The sequence below is a fragment of the Nocardia sp. NPDC001965 genome (assembly GCF_053594175.1).
This window is the reverse complement of sequence record NZ_JBSFDZ010000021.1, coordinates 60,450-76,604: the sequence shown is the minus strand read 5'-3', so window position 1 is coordinate 76,604 and position 16,155 is coordinate 60,450. Positions and strand designations below refer to the sequence as shown.

General features: G+C 65.4%; 9 protein-coding genes and 2 pseudogenes. 6 read left to right on the top strand and 5 right to left on the bottom strand.

The features are described from left to right. Positions 1-41: 41 nt before the first annotated feature. Positions 42-841 (top strand): annotated as a pseudogene (locus ACWCPQ_RS25145) (SAM-dependent methyltransferase). A 405-nt stretch (positions 842-1,246) separates the two neighbouring features. Here the strand turns inward: ACWCPQ_RS25145 and ACWCPQ_RS25140 are convergent. Beyond that, positions 1,247-2,476, bottom strand: a complete 1,230-nt coding sequence (locus tag ACWCPQ_RS25140; RefSeq protein ID WP_449903020.1) for a helix-turn-helix domain-containing protein — start codon at positions 2,474-2,476, stop codon at positions 1,247-1,249. 276 nt (positions 2,477-2,752) lie between these two features. On the opposite strand from ACWCPQ_RS25140, the pseudogene ACWCPQ_RS25135 reads away from it, so the two are divergent. From ACWCPQ_RS25135 to ACWCPQ_RS25115, 5 genes and pseudogenes are all read left to right on the top strand, one after another. Continuing rightward, positions 2,753-2,989, top strand: a pseudogene (locus tag ACWCPQ_RS25135) (SAM-dependent methyltransferase); the annotation flags it as partial. A gap of 77 nt (positions 2,990-3,066) precedes the next feature. Beyond that, positions 3,067-3,624, top strand: coding sequence for an SAM-dependent methyltransferase (locus ACWCPQ_RS25130; RefSeq protein ID WP_449903019.1), 558 nt, complete (start codon positions 3,067-3,069; stop codon positions 3,622-3,624). A gap of 154 nt (positions 3,625-3,778) precedes the next feature. Next, positions 3,779-5,383, top strand: a complete 1,605-nt coding sequence (locus ACWCPQ_RS25125) for an FAD-dependent monooxygenase (protein WP_449903017.1) — start codon at positions 3,779-3,781, stop codon at positions 5,381-5,383. A 98-nt stretch (positions 5,384-5,481) separates the two neighbouring features. Further along, the gene (locus tag ACWCPQ_RS25120) at positions 5,482-6,777 is read left to right on the top strand and encodes a cytochrome P450 (protein WP_449903085.1); all 1,296 of its coding nucleotides are present in this window, start codon (positions 5,482-5,484) and stop codon (positions 6,775-6,777) included. After that, on the top strand, positions 6,774-6,953 hold the full coding sequence (locus tag ACWCPQ_RS25115) for a hypothetical protein (RefSeq protein ID WP_449903015.1): 180 nt from the start codon (positions 6,774-6,776) through the stop codon (positions 6,951-6,953). Before ACWCPQ_RS25120 ends, ACWCPQ_RS25115 begins: the two co-directional genes overlap by 4 nt. A 316-nt stretch (positions 6,954-7,269) precedes the next feature. On the opposite strand, the gene mobF is transcribed toward ACWCPQ_RS25115, so the two are convergent. The 4 genes from mobF to ssb all read right to left on the bottom strand — a co-directional run bounded on the left by mobF (position 7,270) and on the right by ssb (position 16,086). Beyond that, positions 7,270-12,867, bottom strand: a complete 5,598-nt coding sequence (gene mobF, locus ACWCPQ_RS25110; protein WP_449903013.1) for a MobF family relaxase — start codon at positions 12,865-12,867, stop codon at positions 7,270-7,272. A 357-nt stretch (positions 12,868-13,224) separates the two neighbouring features. Continuing rightward, positions 13,225-13,521 (bottom strand): hypothetical protein, encoded by a 297-nt coding sequence (locus tag ACWCPQ_RS25105; RefSeq protein ID WP_449903010.1) that lies wholly within the window; start codon positions 13,519-13,521, stop codon positions 13,225-13,227. Between the two features lie 174 nt (positions 13,522-13,695). Further along, positions 13,696-15,264, bottom strand: coding sequence for a hypothetical protein (locus ACWCPQ_RS25100; protein ID WP_449903008.1), 1,569 nt, complete (start codon positions 15,262-15,264; stop codon positions 13,696-13,698). A 354-nt stretch (positions 15,265-15,618) separates the two neighbouring features. Next, positions 15,619-16,086 carry a single-stranded DNA-binding protein gene (gene ssb / locus ACWCPQ_RS25095; protein ID WP_449903006.1) on the bottom strand — a complete coding sequence of 156 codons (468 nt, stop codon included), beginning with the start codon at positions 16,084-16,086 and terminating at the stop codon, positions 15,619-15,621. Positions 16,087-16,155 lie beyond the last annotated feature (69 nt).

The window sequence follows — 16,155 nt, the reverse complement described above, 5'->3', positions numbered from 1 at the left end:
AACTTCAAACCCCCTCAACCCGCCACCTCGAAGGAGCAGTCATGTCCCATATCCCCCACACCGCGCCGGCTCAGACCCATCCCGGGCGGCTCTACCACTATTTTCTCGGCGGCACCGGATCCGACGAGGTCGATCGCGTCGCGGCCGCTGAGGTGGAGAAGGTCACTCCGACCGTGCGGACCATGGCACGCGTCAACAGGGAGTTATGCACCGCACCATCGCCTACCTCGCCGAACACGGAATCCGGCAGTTCCTCGACATCGGAAGCGGCATCCCCGCCGAACCGAACCTCCACCAGATCGCCCAGGCTGTGACACCCGAAGCCAAGATCGTCTATGTCGACAACGACCCGGGCGTACTGGCCCGGGCCAGCGGCCTGCTGACCAGCGATTCGCAAGGCGCGACGGCGATCCTGGAGGCCGACGTCACCCAACCCACAACGATCCTCCACGCCCCGACATTGCATGAGATGCTCGATCTCGACGAGCCGGTCGCGCTTTCGCTGATTTCGGTCATGCATTTCATCAGCGACCGCCACCATCCGTATACAGCGGTGGCGACCCTGCTCGATGCCCTCGCTCCCGGCTCCTACCTGGTACTCAGCCACAGCACCGCCGATTTCGCTCCCCGCACGACCAGCGCGGCAGTGCAGGTCTACCGCGCCAGCGGTATGGACCCTCAACCCCGCACCCGGGCAGAGACTCTACGATTCTTCGACGGCCTCGACCTTGTCGCTCCGGGGGTTGTGCCACCGCACCGGTGGCGCAACCCCGTGAGCCCGCCGCCAGCAGTGATGGACGCTAAAGTCGGATTTTATGGAGGTGTCGGCTGTAAGCCGTAAGCGCGGTCGGAGTTCCCTATATCCGACCGGCAGGTGGATACTGGCAGAAGGTATGTGCCGTTATCCGAGTGCGACGGTCCCTGTCCTTGGCCCTGCGTGACTCAATTTATCGCACACCGCCGTTCGCTCGGCGATCTCGAAGGACCGAACTGTCCAGCCGAACACCCAGAGGACAGGGACGCCAGTGGATTCGAGGTTACACACGCACACGCGGGCGGGGTCAGAGGCACGCGACGACACCGGCGCTGAGTCGATAAGGCGTATCAGCTGAGGGCAATCGGGTTGGTTTCGGCGAAGAAGAATCCAGCTTTGAGGCGAAGGTGCCTACGGGCGCGAGTGGTGTTCCAGGTGCTTGAACCATTACGCGATCCTGCTGGCAACTCAGGTGGATCAATCGGCCTGATGTCATGCGCGCCGCGATCTCGGCGTCAGGAACATTTTGACCTCGGGAATCGTGTTATGTGGCCGGACGGCTGTAGCAATTGCATCCAGCTCTCGTTGCATACGTGTGGAGGACACGCTCTCGATAGTGACAGCGTTGTCGTTGAGTAGTCCGCACGCTTGCGCCGGTTCGCCAGCGGCTAGGTAGGAATGCGCCAGGTACAGCTGCCAGGCCACTTGCTCGCGTGGCCAGCTCGCGGCTGAGTCCACGGCGGTGCTGAGGTGTCGCTCGGCCTGCTTGTACTCTCCGGCGAACATGTGGGAGATTCCGATCAGAGCGTTCAACTCTGATTCGGGAAGCCAGGCCCAGTCAGGGTCGAAACCCCGGCCGGATTCGTATGCGCGGTAAGCCCTACCGATGGCTTGCCCCATGGCCTTCTTGTCGATCGCTCCCTGAGCCTGTGCTTCACGCAGAGCGGCGAGTGCGCGTACTTTGGGTCCGCCCTTCCTGCGCGCGGCATCTTGGGCGGCCTGCGCCAGGTGCGCGGCCCGCTGTGGTCGGGAGCGTCGAGCCGAACCGGTCTCTGCGACCATGCTGGTCGTGTCGAGGTCGAGGGCGCTCGAGTTCATCAGAGCGTGCGCAATGGATACACCGTCGCCTGCTTCGTTGGCCGTTTGCACGGCGTCGGCGTAGAAGCGGCGTGCATCCTCCCGGCGGTCGGCGTCGTAGTGCACCCATCCGGCCGCGGTCATTGTTTCCGCTGTTGCTGTGGCCAATGCTTCACCGACTCTGTCGCTGAAGCTGCCGGCATCCAGCAGTTGACGCACGTATCGCACCTGACCGGTGGCGAGGTGGCACAGCCGGTCGCCGCCTACGACGAGGTCGAGCTCATGGATCTGTTGCACGCTCTCATTGATTTCTGCTACGTCGTCGGCGGCGACCTTGATCCCATCCATCGGTGCCTGGTCAGGGTGCGCAGCTATCATGGCTGCTCCTACGCCGCCGAGTGCGCCTGCTCTGAAGAAATTGCGACGATCCACGTCCGCCTCCTCATCCGACTCCACTACCAGTATGGCAAGCGGAACCTTCAGAGCTCGGGCCACAAGACGTAATACGCGAACGTCGTGCGAGGCCGGGCCTCCATTCTCCAGGCCCGAGACGGCCGGCTGAGAGAAGTTGATCAAGGCTCCCATCTCGGCCTGCGTCATACCTAGAGACCGGCGGATCCGACGGATGATCTCGCCAGTCGTCATATACATGCATGCACCCCCGAGTATCAGTCGATTCAGTGTGATTCAACACTCCGAGTCGGCAAGCCGACAACAATATATGAATCTCCGAATATGCGAATCGAAGCCGCCGATAACCCGATCCACGCCTGCACTTCGCTGCCATACGGTCGTCTTACTCCGCTTCCGGGCTCCTTCGACATCCGGCATATGAAGTGCCGAAGCGGTATTCGCCACTGATCTCTGACGCGACGGGCGTCTTCGACGGTTGCACGCCTCAAGGCCGAAGAGGAGGAGTTGATGTCCCCACAACCGCTGACTTGTGTTCGCACCCCGGCCGGAGTCGACACCACGAGACCGAGCATCGCACGGGTCTATGACTACAGCCTAGGCGGCAAGGACAACTACAGCGTCGATCGTGCAGCATTCGAGCAGGTCCGGCAGTTCGCACCACGGCAGGGCGATGTCTCCCGCATGAATCGACGTTGGTTACACCGTGTAGTGCGCTATCTCACCGGTCCAGGCGGCATCGGCCCGATCCTCGACGTCGGAGCGGGATTGCCGACGGCGTGTAACACCCATGAGGTGGTTCAGCAGGAACACTGGCCACGGTCGTGTATGTCGATAACGATCCGGTGTGCAACGCGCACGGCCGGGTCCTGCTGGAGCAGAACGAGAACACCCATTACGTCTCAGGTGACTTCCTTGCGGAGAACACCCTGCTGGGGAACAAGGATGTCCTGCAGTATTTGGATCTGGGCTGGCCGGTCGGGTTGGTGGTGTGCGGGTTGCTGCACCATCTCGACGACGGTTTGGAACCGGCCGGGGTGATGGGTGAGTACATCGAGCGGCTGCCGGACGGTTCCTACGTGGCGGCTACCAACTTTTGGGATCCGGCCGAGGAGGAACCCGCACTCCATGAGCTGGCGCGGAACCTGGAGCGTGCATTCACCGAGATGGGATTGGGTTCGGGCTGGTATCGCACCCGCGAACAGCAGCTCGAGTATTTCGAGGGGCTTGAACTCATCGCGCCTGGTCTGACCGAGCTTGAGAACTGGTGGCCAGCGGGGCCGGCGGCTGGTGCGCAGTCGCCCGAGGAACGCCTGATGCTGGGCGGCGTCGGCTACAAGCCCATGCCGGCTCCAATGCGAATTCGTCCCTTCTGTCGGTAGTTCGCCGCGCTGCGGTGACCTCTAGTCCGTTCTGCCTGGATGCCGTCGAGGCCACCCGTGCCTGGTGCGAGCGTTGGGGCGCCCACTGAGCGTCTGTCGCTGGGGGACGGACGCTCACATCGTTCATTCTGATCTGCTTGGAGTGTTGTCAACTATGCCTTTTTCGCGTTCGACGCGGGTTTCTGTTCTCATCGTGGGCGCCGGCCCGACCGGGCTGACCCTCGGCATCGAGCTGCTACGCCGTGGTGTGGAATGCCGCGTGATCGACAAGCTGTCTGCCCCGGTCATGACGTCGCGATCGTTCACCGTGCACGCCCGCACACTGGAACTACTGGAACAGGTCGGGATCGTCGAGGAGTTCCAGGACAGGGGCCTGCGGGGCGAGTGGATGGACTACCACTTCCACGGCTTCGGCGAGAAAGTGCGACTGGACTTCACCGGTCTTGACAGCCGCTACCCCTACTACCGCACGATCAGCCAGAAGGACACAGAAGAGATCCTGCGCCAGCACTTCACAGCCCTGGGCGGGACAATCGATTGGCATACCGAGTTGGTCTCGGTGACCCTCGATCAGGGCGGTGAGGTGATCGCCACCGTGCGCGATACGAACAGTGGTGATATCAACACTGTTCACCCCGAGTGGCTGATCGGCTGCGATGGGGTGCACAGCACCGTCGCCGAGAAATTGGGTGCGGAAGTCAGCCGCACCGAGTATGTGGATACTGCGATGCGGATGATGGATGTGGGGCTGCGGCTCCGAGGCCGTCCGCTCGAGGTCGGGGGAGTGGAATACCGCGTCGCCGACGATCACATGCTGTTGACAACCGCGCTACCGGGCGGACTGTGGCGGGTGCTGATCAGCGAGACCGGTAACGCTCGCACCGTCGATGCTTCCGCGCAAGCGTTCCAGAGCGTGCTCGTCGAGCATTTCCATGGCGCGGTCGGGTTGGAGACACCGCAGTGGACGACGGTGTTCCGGACACGGCGGCGGATTACTTCGCGGTACCGCAACGGCCGCATCTTCGTGTGCGGGGACGCCGGGCACGAGCGCTCGCCGGCCGGCGGGCAGGGCATGAACACCTCGATGCAGGATGCGTTCAACCTCGGCTGGAAGCTGGCCGCAGTCGTCAACGGTCACGCCCAGGACACGCTGCTCGACACCTACGAGGCCGAGCGGCGTCCGATCGCCGAGCAGGTGATCGCGGGTACCCATGAGCTGCACTCGGTGCTGATGGACCATGGACGCCCGGTCGCTCAGCGTCTGGCGATCGCCCGCGAAGCCGGATTCACCGAGCGAGCGGTTGCCCACATCTCCGCCATCGCCTTCGGCTACCGCCACACTGGACATCCGGGCCCACCGCCGCAACCGTCACTGGACGGATTGGCCGCCGGGGACCGCGCCCCCGACATCGAAATCACTCCACGACTGCGGCTGCACGAACTACTGCGCCACGGCGAACACACCCTGCTTGTGTGCCACCGAAACCCCGACACCACCATGGACATCTCGGCGTTGCTCACGCGAGCCCCACAGCCCTTCGGCTGCGGGATCGAGACGGTGGTTCTCATTCCACCCGGGTATCACGGGCCCGCGCCGGCCGGCGCCATCCCCGCTGATTCCCGGCGAGTCTACGATATCTACGGTGCGCCCGATCGGGATGTGGTGTGCGTGATCCGACCCGATGGCTACATCAGCAGCCGTCGCCACCTCGCAGAGCTGCCCGCACTGTTCTCGACACTGCGAAACACGCTGACCTGACAAGCAGGCTTCACCTGCTGCACCCCACTCCCGGCCATCCCTGGGCTATTCACGCGCAAGAAACGCCTAGCCACTGGCCTTCTTCAAAGAAATGGAACATGTCGACGTCGCCATCAATCTCCTATCCGCCTGCGGCGCCTCTGGGCATAGGCCCGGTCGCAAAAACAGCACCACACGATTCGGCCAGTCGCCGCGTGCCCCTGTATTCCCCGGAATTCGCGGCCGATCCGCACCGCGTCTACCACGAGATGCGTGCGGAGTTCGGTGATCTGGCACCGGTCGAACTCGCCCCCGGAGTACCAGCGACCCTGGTCCTGGGCCACCAGACCGCAGTCCGGATCCTGCACGATCCCGACCACTTTCCCACCGACCCCCGCACCTGGCAGACCACAGTGCCCGCCGATTCGCCAGTGCTGCCGATGATGTGCTGGCACCCGGCAGCCCGCCACAGCAGCGGCACCGACCACCAGCGCTACCGACAAGCGTCGAAAGACAGCGTCGACGCAATCGACGGCCACGCCCTGCACACGACCGTAGAAGAAATCGCGATCCCGCTCATCAACAGCTTCTGCGAGACCGGGGCCGCGGACCTCGTCGCCGACTACGCTCGTCCACTCGTCGTTACAGTCCTCAACGAGATCATGGGTTGTCCGCCCGAGATCGGAGCCCAGGTCACCGCGGGAATGGCCGCCCGCTTCGACACCATCCGCGCCGCCGAAGGCATGGCGATGCTGCGAACCGCGCTGACCGAACTGATCGCGCTCAAACAACACCACCCTGGTAACGACGCCACCTCCGGGCTACTGACCCACCCCCAAAACCTCGACGAAGCCGAGGTACTCGCTCAGCTGATGAGCTTCTACGGAGCAGGCGGTGAAGCACAACTGAACCTGATCACCAACACGCTGGCGTTGATGATGACCGACGGCCGGTTCGGTGGCGGTCTCCTCGGCGGCAGTCTGTCCACCCGGGATGCGCTCGACGATGTGCTGTTCCACGACCCACCGATTGCAAACTTCTGTACCACTTACCCCCGCACACCCACCCTCATCGGCCAGACCTGGCTGCCCGCCCATCAACCCGTACTGATCAGTCTCGCCGCCAGCAACACCGACCCGAAAGTCGCCCATGGCGACCCCACCGGCAACCGCTCCCACCTGTCATGGAGCGCCGGACCGCACGCATGCCCGGCCCGCACCATCGCCTACGTCATTGCGCAGGACGCGATCGACCAACTCCTCGACGCGGTACCGGATATGGAACTCAGGGTCCTGCCTGAGGAATTGGCATGGCGCCCCGGGCCATTCCACCGAGCGTTGACCGCACTGCCGGTCACCTTCCACCCCGCACCGCCCATCACCCTCCCGCCCCGTGACACCACCGCGCGAGAATGATCACGAGTTCGCTGGCCATGCACCAATTCCTCACCCTCTACGAAGCACGTCCACACCAGATTCGGCCGCGCACCGAGAGTGGTGAACCCGGCTCCGGCAAAGACGACCCGCGTACGACCAGTCAGAGCGGCAATTGCGCGATCGATGCGGCCTTCGGACCCCCGGACGAGGAATAGCGCACACAGACACCGCGACCCAAATCGATGTGCCGCCAGCACCTCGATGCGAATGCCGACCTTGGCGGACTCCATGACGACAGCAACGAAGAGACGGCCGACTGGAGCAGGGGCTGCTCGGCCGAGGCGTCGGCCTTCTTCTTCGCCACGGCATCAAGTGCCGTCATTACGGCACCTTCCCGCTGACCATCCGGTCAGCGAATCAGGCCGGAAACACCGTTAAATCCACAGTCCCACGAATCCGACCTATCTATGCGGCGGCTGCTGCTAGTAAGTGATCCGTCTGATGCTCGCATGCTGATGTTGTTGGCAGTGGTCACAGCCCGAGGCCATCGTTGAGACCGGGTGGGTTCACCTCGATGAGTTCATTGTCACCGTCGTAGCGTTGATCGGCAGTTTCGCGCTCGCATTGTTTGTTCGGCCCGTGGACCGGGTTGCGGTCTAGTCGACGTTGTTGTTCGGTGCGGTACGAGTCGAGTTGCTGGTGGATATCGCCGACGCGGCTGTCGATCTCGTCATTGTGTTCTTCTGGCCGGTTGTTGGGGTGGTACATCGTGGTTTCGGTATCGGCGAGGGCCAGGCGTAGCTCGAGCTGATCGATGTGCTCGTTGAGTTGTTGGTCGGAAAGAGTCAACAGGGGATTCGTTTTGTCGAGTTCACCGGGCGAGTGGTTGGGCCGCTCAGGGAATGGGTAAGCCGCAACCCAGTTCTCGATGGCTGCGCGGTGTGTGAGGGTGGCGAGCCAGTCGCGGCGCAGTATTGTGCGCGCGGCGGCTGGGGGATGGGTTTGGGCGATGTGGGTGCAGCGGGCGTGGATGTGGTCGGCGGGTTCGTGGTCGGGGATTCCGGGGTGGCCGATGTCGCGGCAGTCGCCGCAGAGCCCGTCGTCGCTACGGCGGGGTCGGATAGGGGTGGCGTCGGCGCGGGCGCGTTCGATCCCGCAGGATACGCAGCCGAATCCGCGGGTATCGGGTAGGGCGGCGCGGTCGAAGTCCAGGGTGTATGCGTCGGGGGTTGGGTCTTGGGCTTCGTGGTAGCGGTAGGAGTTGGTGTCGAGGCTTTCCCGGTTGGGAGTGACGGATGGTTGGTCGTCGATGCCGGCGCGGTCGTCGAGGTAGGTGTGGACGAGGCCTCGACCGGCCTGCTGTGTCGGGGAGAGCGGTTCGCGTCGTGGACGGGAATCGGTGGGTTCGTGATCGCGTGGGGCTTCGCGTCGTGGTTCGCGGTGGCGTGCGGGGGCGCTGGTGTCGGGTCGGTAGGTGTGGGGATCGGTGGCCGGTGTGCAGGCCCGGATAAGGGCAGCGTGGTTCGGATACTGGCTGGCGGCCCAGTCCAGTCGGGCGAGTGCGATGGGATATGCGTGGTGGTAGAGGGTGTCGGCGACTGCGCTGATCACCCATTTCTGCTCGACGGTGGCGGTGTCGGAGAGTTCGCGGAAGGCTGCGACGGCGTCGTCGACTCGGCCGGCTGCGAAAATCGCGATTACCTCGGCGATGGCATCAGGCAGGTCTGCATCTTTGGGATCGCGCGAAGAAGCAGCAGTCGTGGCTTCGGCATCCTGTGGCGGGTTGTGTTCTGGTTCGGGGTCCATGGGGCGCTCCTGCTCGCGATCAGGTATGGACGGTATGGGTGTGATGGGGGTCGAATCGGTGTCGGTAGGGCGGTCGGTGTGCGGGAATACAGGTGGTGTGTGGGTGGGGAGACGGCGCAGCAGTGCGTTGATGCGCCAGGCGAGGGCGGCGGTGAGTTGGTCGGGCCGCAGCCCGGGGGCGCCGTCGGGTTGGGCGCTCTCGAGCAGCTCGTGCGCGGTGGCCAGGAGTTCGGCTGGAGTCCATTCGGTGCTGGTGGCGCGGTCGATGGAGGCGACCAGGCGGGGCCATGCCGGGTCGTCGACAATCCGATCGGTGGTTTCGTTGCCGAGGATTGCGCGCAGGTCCGGTAGCCAGTCGGGTTGTAGGCCTCGTGCGGTGAGAGTGTTGTCGAGGGCGGAAGGTTCGAGTTCGAGCCGTGACCACAGAGCTGCGGCGGGCATTTCATCGGGTAGCGGACGTGTAGAGGTAGCGTCGGTGAGCATCGTGGCGATGTCGATTCCGGCGCGGTGGGCGACGTCGATCTTGTCGGCGATGGCTGGCCAATAGGGGTCGGTAGTGATCCGCGGGTCGATCTCTCGCACGATCGGAGACCACCTGTTGCGCGGCAGATGGCGGTCGCCGAGACACGCGGTGAGCCGGCCGTCGAGAATTTCCTGGTGCGCACGTTCAATATTGCTGAAGCGGTGGGGCCCGGTGGGGCGCAGGTCGCGCTCGCCGAGATGGAGACTGGCGCGCCATACGGCGAGGTCCGCTACCAATACGGGGTCTACGCCTATCAGAAGGCGCGCCCAGTGCGGTGCTGTCGTCGCTGTCCAGGTGCGGGTATCGGCGCGTATCTGGGTGGCCAGGTCGGCGACGATCCGTTGACGGGCCAGCACGTGGGTGGCGAGTGGATGATGGTCGAGTCCGGATGCCAGGCCGTGCGCCCAGGGCAGAGGTCCGGGCGTCCAGGCGTGCGTGCCAGTGAGGTTAAGACGCCAGTCCAACACTGCTGCGGGGTCGTCAGCTGTGTCGAGTTCGCGTTCCGCAGCAGCAGTACGTAACGCTTCGACAGGGTCGCGGTCCGACAGGGCGATGAGGGCGAGGTGCTGGCGTAGGACGGGGTAGGCGGGGCTGTCGGTGAGGTGGGCGCGCACGGTTTCCGCAGCGGCGTCCAAGCGTTGGAGGCCCTCGGTACCGAGTGCGTCTTCGGCGAGTTCACCGACCTGGTCGAGGTAGACATCGAGGGCGCGGCCGATCCGCCGATGCGGGTCGAGGGCATCGCGCAGCGCGGTGTGCGCGGATTTCTGTGTCCCATCGCGATCCAGAACTTGGAGCAGGACTTCGACGGCGGTGCGCGGGAACAGGGCCGGTTCAGTCCAGAAAGAGCCTTCGCTGCCGTCCAACGCCGTCGGAATATAGGCATGGTTGGCCTGTCGGCCGCGCGTCAGAGCGACATAGAGTTGCTGGCGGGTTTCGTGGCCGGTAAGCGCGACGTGGCAGGTGTCGGCAGTGATGCCTTGTGCGGAATCGATCGTTGTCGCGTACCCGAGGCGCACATGCGTGCGTACATAGTCGGAGGGAAGCCGCACGCTTCCGCTGTGTTTCCCGCTTGGGCCGGGGCGTGTCGCGGTGATACTCCCGTCGTCGTGAACGGCGGTGACTGTCCAGACATAGCCGTTACGCACCCAGTCCCGGGCACCGAGTCGTAGCTTCGAATCGTTGCGGCGGGTGCGGATCGTGTCCCCGACCGAGGCTCGAAGTTGATCGGCCAACCCCACTTCCGTGCCGGTAGTGGGGCCGGTGCGGGTGAGGCGGTCGGCGCGTGCGCGGGCGTTGAGAGTGGTGACGGTGTCGTGGGTGGCGGCGAGCATGATGGTGTCACGGCCGGCGAGGTGGTCGGCGATCCACGCGGTGTAGGCGTCATCGTGGGTCGACCCCGGGTGCCCGCCGTGGATACGGCCGTGGTCGAGGTACCAGCCCAGCGAAACCGGGTCACCCTCGCGTAGCTGGACGCTGGCGGTGGCTTCCCCGACCGAAGCGAACCGCACCACATGGCTGAGAGTCAGAGTGTTTTCGGGGGCGGCGGCGTGCATATCGGCGTCCGCGCCGCCGGCGTCGATCGCCGGGAGCTGCCGGTCGTCGCCGATACAGCGAACCGTCGCGCTCCGATCGGCGAGGAATCGGAGCAATTGAAGGCGCTTGGTGTTGCCGACTTTGACATGCTCATCGACGATCACCAGGGTGCTGGCGTCGATATCGATAACCCACTGCGGCAACGGCGGTCGCGTACCAAATTCACGCGCAGCGTTGTCGAGGTGCGGGCGATGCTGGTTTAGGACGTGCAGGACCTTGTCGACGGTCTCTACCCGCGCTCCGATCGCCGCGCCGAGTTCCGCCGCGGCTGCGGCGGTAGGTGCCAGACCGAGGACGGTGCCGCCACTGGCGTGCCAAGCGTCGGTGAGCACCCGCATCGCGGTGGTTTTGCCCGATCCTGCAGGCGCGTTGGCGGCATGGACCCGTAAACCGGAGGTAGCGAATCCTTCGATGACTGCAGCCTGGCCCGCGTTGAGTGGCTTGTCCGGGTGCGTGTTGTTGAATTGCTGTACGTGCGTGGCTACGAGGCCAGGCGCCAGTTGTCGCCCACCGGGCTGCACGGCCAGCTCGATCAGCTGCCGCTCCACCGACAACACGGTCGCCGAGGTATAGGGCTGGCGCGCCGAATCGGCGTACACACTGACGCCATCGCGGCGCTGCAGCAGTGCCGGCACCGCGGCCAGTTCGGGTTCGTCGGCGATATCGAGGTCACCGCGTGGGATGGATCGGGTGGGGGACAGCGCTTCGGTGGTGACTGCTTCGGTCACCCATTCCCATTCGTCGAGGTCGATCCGGCCGCGGAGCTGGCGTTCGGTTTCGGCGCGCACGTTGTGGTAGCGCCAGGTCGAGCGCTGTGTCGACACCACCTGCAGAACTTGATCGGCGGTGCGAGCTATCCACTCGCTGGTAGCTCGCACTTGAGCCGGGCGGACGGGATTCAGCGCGGCGACGATAGTGCGCGCGAGAGGTTCCCGGCCTCCGAGAATCTGAATCGCCTCGGCGCGCCAGGCACGGCGCTGCGCGGCCAAGGACCGACGCTGGTGCTTGGCGGGCCGGGTTTCCAGGGTGGCGCGTTCGGCCAGGTCGTAAACCTCGCCGGGCATCGGTTCCCGCCCGATCTCCCGCTGGAACTGTGCGGAGAGCTCCTCAAGCCGACGGGTGATATCGGCATCGCGCCGCGACCAGGAATGGATCACCTGCACCGGAATCCCCATGATCTCCCGGATCGGGCGCTTACCGGGCGCGGTATCGGCGCGGGTACCGAACCGAACACCGACCAGACGTTCGAGATGATGCTCCAAGCGGGTGTTGTAGATCTCGGAGACCGTCACCAGCGCGCGGTAGATGTCGGCGCCGAAGAGAGTGCGCCACCGCCCGTCGAGCGTGCGGACCCTGTTGGCGATCAAGACATGGGTGTGCAGGTCGGGGTCTCCGGCGCGGCTGTCGCGGTGGGTGAACCACGCCGCCACGATGCCTTCGACATCCACGTGGCGGACCCCGTTGCGTCCCAGTCGAGTGCTGACCGCGTGGTGTTCCAGCCACTGCAGCGCGTCGGTGATCGCGCGCCGGTGTGCGTCCTCGATCTTCTCCGACACCGACCGCGGCGCCAGCGCCCACAGCACCGACACGCTCTTCACCGGAGAGAACGTGATGTCGAACCCGGCGACCGCGGCGGTTTTCGGGCGCGAGTTCTTGGCCACCCATCCCGAGAGTTCCCGCGCATCCAGCGGCGCTCGACCGTACTGGTCGGTGAACATATCGGACGCCACATGGGTGCGGATCCGCATTTTTTCCGCCTCGGGAATGGCGTCGTGCGCGTCAAAACCGTGCGCGAAATTGTATTCGTGGAACGCGTTCGCGCAGCGTTTCCGGAACGCGGGTACCTCGGAATACACCGCGAACGGATTGCCTAATCGGGTCGCTTTCTCGGCGGCGCGGCCGGCGTCTTTGTGTTTGGCGCCGCGCCGGATCTGTTCGTCGTAGACCTCGGCTTCCATCACGGTGGCGTTCGGGTGCCTCCCCAGTCCGAACAGTGACTTCATCTGATCCTCGGTGACCTCACTACCTGCCGTGAGGCCGAGCGCGGCCAAACCGGTGCCAAACCAGCGGCCCGGGGATTCGCCTTCGGCGGAGTAGTAGTCGGCCAGGCTGGACCGGCCGCGAGAGCCATCGTCATTCGCGGCTACATTGCGCAGGTAATACTCGTAGCCGTTGCCTGCCACGACTTTATGGATTGTCGCGGTCATACCCCTATGAAGCGCACAATCCTGCAATGAAATTAAGGGGCCCAGTTCGCTGATTTTGTGGTAACTCCGCCAAACCTTCTGGTTGTTACCAAATGGTTATCCAAGATGAAAGAGGTCTGCTTGTGAAAATACGGGTGGAGGAGGTGATTTGGGGTGAGGTGCGGCGAAGGGGTGGTGTGAAAGGTGCGGGGTCGGGGTGTGTGCGGCGAAGCTGGATGGTGGGAGAGAAGGGAGGGCACGGATACGGAAGATGGTTCCGTGTCCGTGTCCGTGTCCGTGTCCGTGTCCGTGTCCGTGTCCGTGTCCGTGCCCGGGATCGCGAGTGGACTCGGGCCCGTCGCCGGGCGGCGCGGGCTGCTATCGCGGCTCGAGCAGTTGCCAGCCGACGGCCGCGCACGCATACGAGCGGTCGTCGAGGGCGACGACGTCACCGACCGAGAGCGACCGCAGGCCGCTGTCGTACCAGGCGCGGGTGTGCTCGGCGTCTTCGTCGCGCAGCGGGTGGCCATTGAACATGGCGAAGACACGGTCGAGGGCATGGGGGTCGCTGGCTGTGAGCGCGGTGTTCAGGGTGAGCGTGTAGGCGAGAGCGAGCGGCGCGCCCGGCTGGTATCCGGCGAAGGCGACGCGACTCTGGTTGAGGAACACCCGCACGTGCCGATTGAGGAGGGCGGGTGTGCGCCGGCGGAGGAACAAGATTCTGGAGCCGAGGGAAGTGAGATGGTGACGCAACGAGTTCTCCTGACGATCAGGTGGCAGGTGGCGGCCGGTCCGCCGCAGGGGTCGACACCGCGGCGGACCGGAGTCAATGGAGGGAAGGCCGCGGTGTCAGGCGGCGCGGTGCCCGTGTGCGCGCGGGGCGGCGACGCCGAGGTCGAGGCGGCACTGTGTGCAGTAGTTATCGGCATGCACGATCCCTGGCCGCGCGCAGGCGTCGCAGCGGCCGCTCCGCTGTCCCGCGACCAGTGCGGCAGGCCGCCGCCGGCGGACTGCGCTGAGCTGTGCGACGGGCCGCCGCTTGGGTGCCTTGAGGTTCCTCGCCATCCAGCGCGTGATGAGCCGCCAGGTCGGTCCGGTGTTGGCGGCGGCCGCGCGGATCCGGTCCAGCAGGGCCCACGCCTGCGCAGGGTGGGTGGCGGCGATGTAGGCACAGCGGGATTCGACGAACTCTCGCGTCCCCCACGGTGTGGGCAGTGCGGGAATGCCGGGGTGGCCGTCGGCGCGGCAGACATCGCAGAGCCCGTCGTCGCTGACCGTGCGACCGTCATGGATGTGAACCGCCCGCCGGTCGGATTCGGGGCGGTCGATCCAGCACCCGACACACGGCCAGCCGAGGTAGGGCACCATCGCGGCGAGGTCGTAGTCCAACCCGGAGCCCTGCCACGTGGACTCGGGAACATCGAGCTCGCTGTAGGGCAGGAAGATGTCGTAGTCTCTGGGGGCCGCGAGTCCGGTCCGGTGTGCTGCGAACCGTGTCTGGTCGGCGGGACTGATCCGCGGCCTCTGAGCAGGTGTGCGCCGACGGCGTGAGCGGGAAGGATGGCCATCGACCGGGCCTGCGTCGATGCCGTGGGCGCGCAGGAACTCCGATGCTTCAGCGTCGAGCGCGCTGTGGCGGCCGTATCGGGCCTGCTCGGCGTCGGCCGTTTCGGGGTCGAGGAGCTCGCGGACGCGGTCGGTGTAGTTTTCGGCGACGTGCAGGAAGTAGCTGCGATCCCACAGGTCGGCTTGCACATGGCCCCACACCAGGTGGCTGGGTTTCTGCGGATCCGGAGTCAGGGCGCTGTCACGGATGTCGGTCTCGGTGTCGACCGCGAACCATCGCTCGGCGGCGTAGGCGGCAAATTCGGCCTCGCCGCGCCGCGCGGTGCGGAGGTCGCGTTCGCGGTGGCGCAGGCTTATCGTCTCTGCCGGGGCCTGGGGAGAGCGGGCACGCCGGTAGCCGATGGCCTCGGGGCGCAATCGTGCAGCATCGGTAGCCGGGGAGGGGGTCGCGGTAAGGCGCTCACGCTCGCGGCGCTCTCGGATGGACCGGCGCACCCATTCGGCGGCCTCGATCGAGACCTCGCTGATCCCCGGCATACCTGGGAAGTGCAGGCCTGGGTCGGTGTCGGTGGTGTAGTCGATCACCATGGCCCGCAGTTCGGGACGGCTTTTAGCCAGCCACCCGAGCTGGCGCGCCGCCACCGGCCATGGATGGCGGGCCAGCAAGTCGGCGGCCCGCTCCAGGACCTCCCGTTCGGCCAGTGTTGTCAGGGCCAGTGCGTCGGTGAATCGTTTGCGGGCTCGGTCGGGGTCGATGTCGAGCAGGTAGTCGACCTCGCACAACGCGTCGGCGAACCGCGAGCCGGTAAGGCCGTCGGAGATGGTGTGGGTTGGGGTGAGAGCAGCGGTCATCACGATGTCCTGTCTGGTCGGAGAAACGACACCGCCCCGCGCCGGTCAGCTCGCGCACAACGGCACGAACCCCGGCACGGGGCTGGGTGGCTGGTCGGCTGACCCGCCTGAGTGCGGCCGACCGGGGTGGGGTTCCGACACGGCGCAGGGAACGCGCCCATGCGGGCGCCACCGAATTTCCGTGCACTCCCGGCCCTACCGGTGGGTTTGTGGCGGGCTGGGCCCTGAGGAAATTCGGTGGTGCCCGGGCGCGGGCCCGCAGCCGTGGCGGGAGCACACCCCGGTAGCACTCGGGAAGGCGGGACAGCCGGCCAGACGGCCAGCCCTACCTTCCCCTCACCACAACCCGGGTTCTCAGAACCCTGCGGCGCCGCTCCAGGCCTCGGTGCTTCCTGCGGCACCGACCGGTTTCCGTGACGTGCTGCCGCTGTTGTCATTGCGTTCACCAGTGCTGCGGCGGCTGGTGCGATGAACCTTCGCTGTTGCATACCGCAGCGAAGGGCCGACCTCGCCGACCTCGAGCTCGGTCGTACTACGGTTCTGCCCGTCCTGGGTTTGCCACCGGCGTTGTTTCAACCGTCCGGTGACGATCACTCGCGAGCCGCGGGTCACCGACTCGGCCAGGTTCTCCGCGGTCTCTCGCCAGGCGGTGCAGCGCATGAACACCGGCTCGGCATCGCGGTACTCGTCGGCGGCGCGGTCGAAGTACTGCGGGGTCGAGACGACGGTGAAGTTCGCTACCGCATGTCCCGCCGGGGTGAAACGGAGCTCGACATCGGCGGCGAGATTCCCGGTCAGTGTGAGGATTGTGTCTCCGTTCATATGTGTATCTCCTTTACTTCGGGAATGACGGGTGGTGTTCGCCGACCCTTCCTGATGTCGTGGGCACGT

What these genes read in the sequence shown, in the direction of transcription:
- ACWCPQ_RS25100 (WP_449903008.1), bottom strand. Translation starts at nt 15,264, where the DNA reads ATGACCGCTGCTCTCACCCCAACCCACACCATCTCCGACGGCCTTACC.
- ACWCPQ_RS25125 (WP_449903017.1), top strand. Translation starts at nt 3,779, where the DNA reads ATGCCTTTTTCGCGTTCGACGCGGGTTTCTGTTCTCATCGTGGGCGCC.
- ACWCPQ_RS25120 (WP_449903085.1), top strand. Translation starts at nt 5,482, where the DNA reads ATGTCGACGTCGCCATCAATCTCCTATCCGCCTGCGGCGCCTCTGGGC.
- ACWCPQ_RS25140 (WP_449903020.1), bottom strand. Translation starts at nt 2,476, where the DNA reads ATGACGACTGGCGAGATCATCCGTCGGATCCGCCGGTCTCTAGGTATG.
- ACWCPQ_RS25115 (WP_449903015.1), top strand. Translation starts at nt 6,774, where the DNA reads ATGATCACGAGTTCGCTGGCCATGCACCAATTCCTCACCCTCTACGAA.
- ssb (WP_449903006.1), bottom strand. Translation starts at nt 16,086, where the DNA reads ATGAACGGAGACACAATCCTCACACTGACCGGGAATCTCGCCGCCGAT.
- mobF (WP_449903013.1), bottom strand. Translation starts at nt 12,867, where the DNA reads ATGACCGCGACAATCCATAAAGTCGTGGCAGGCAACGGCTACGAGTAT.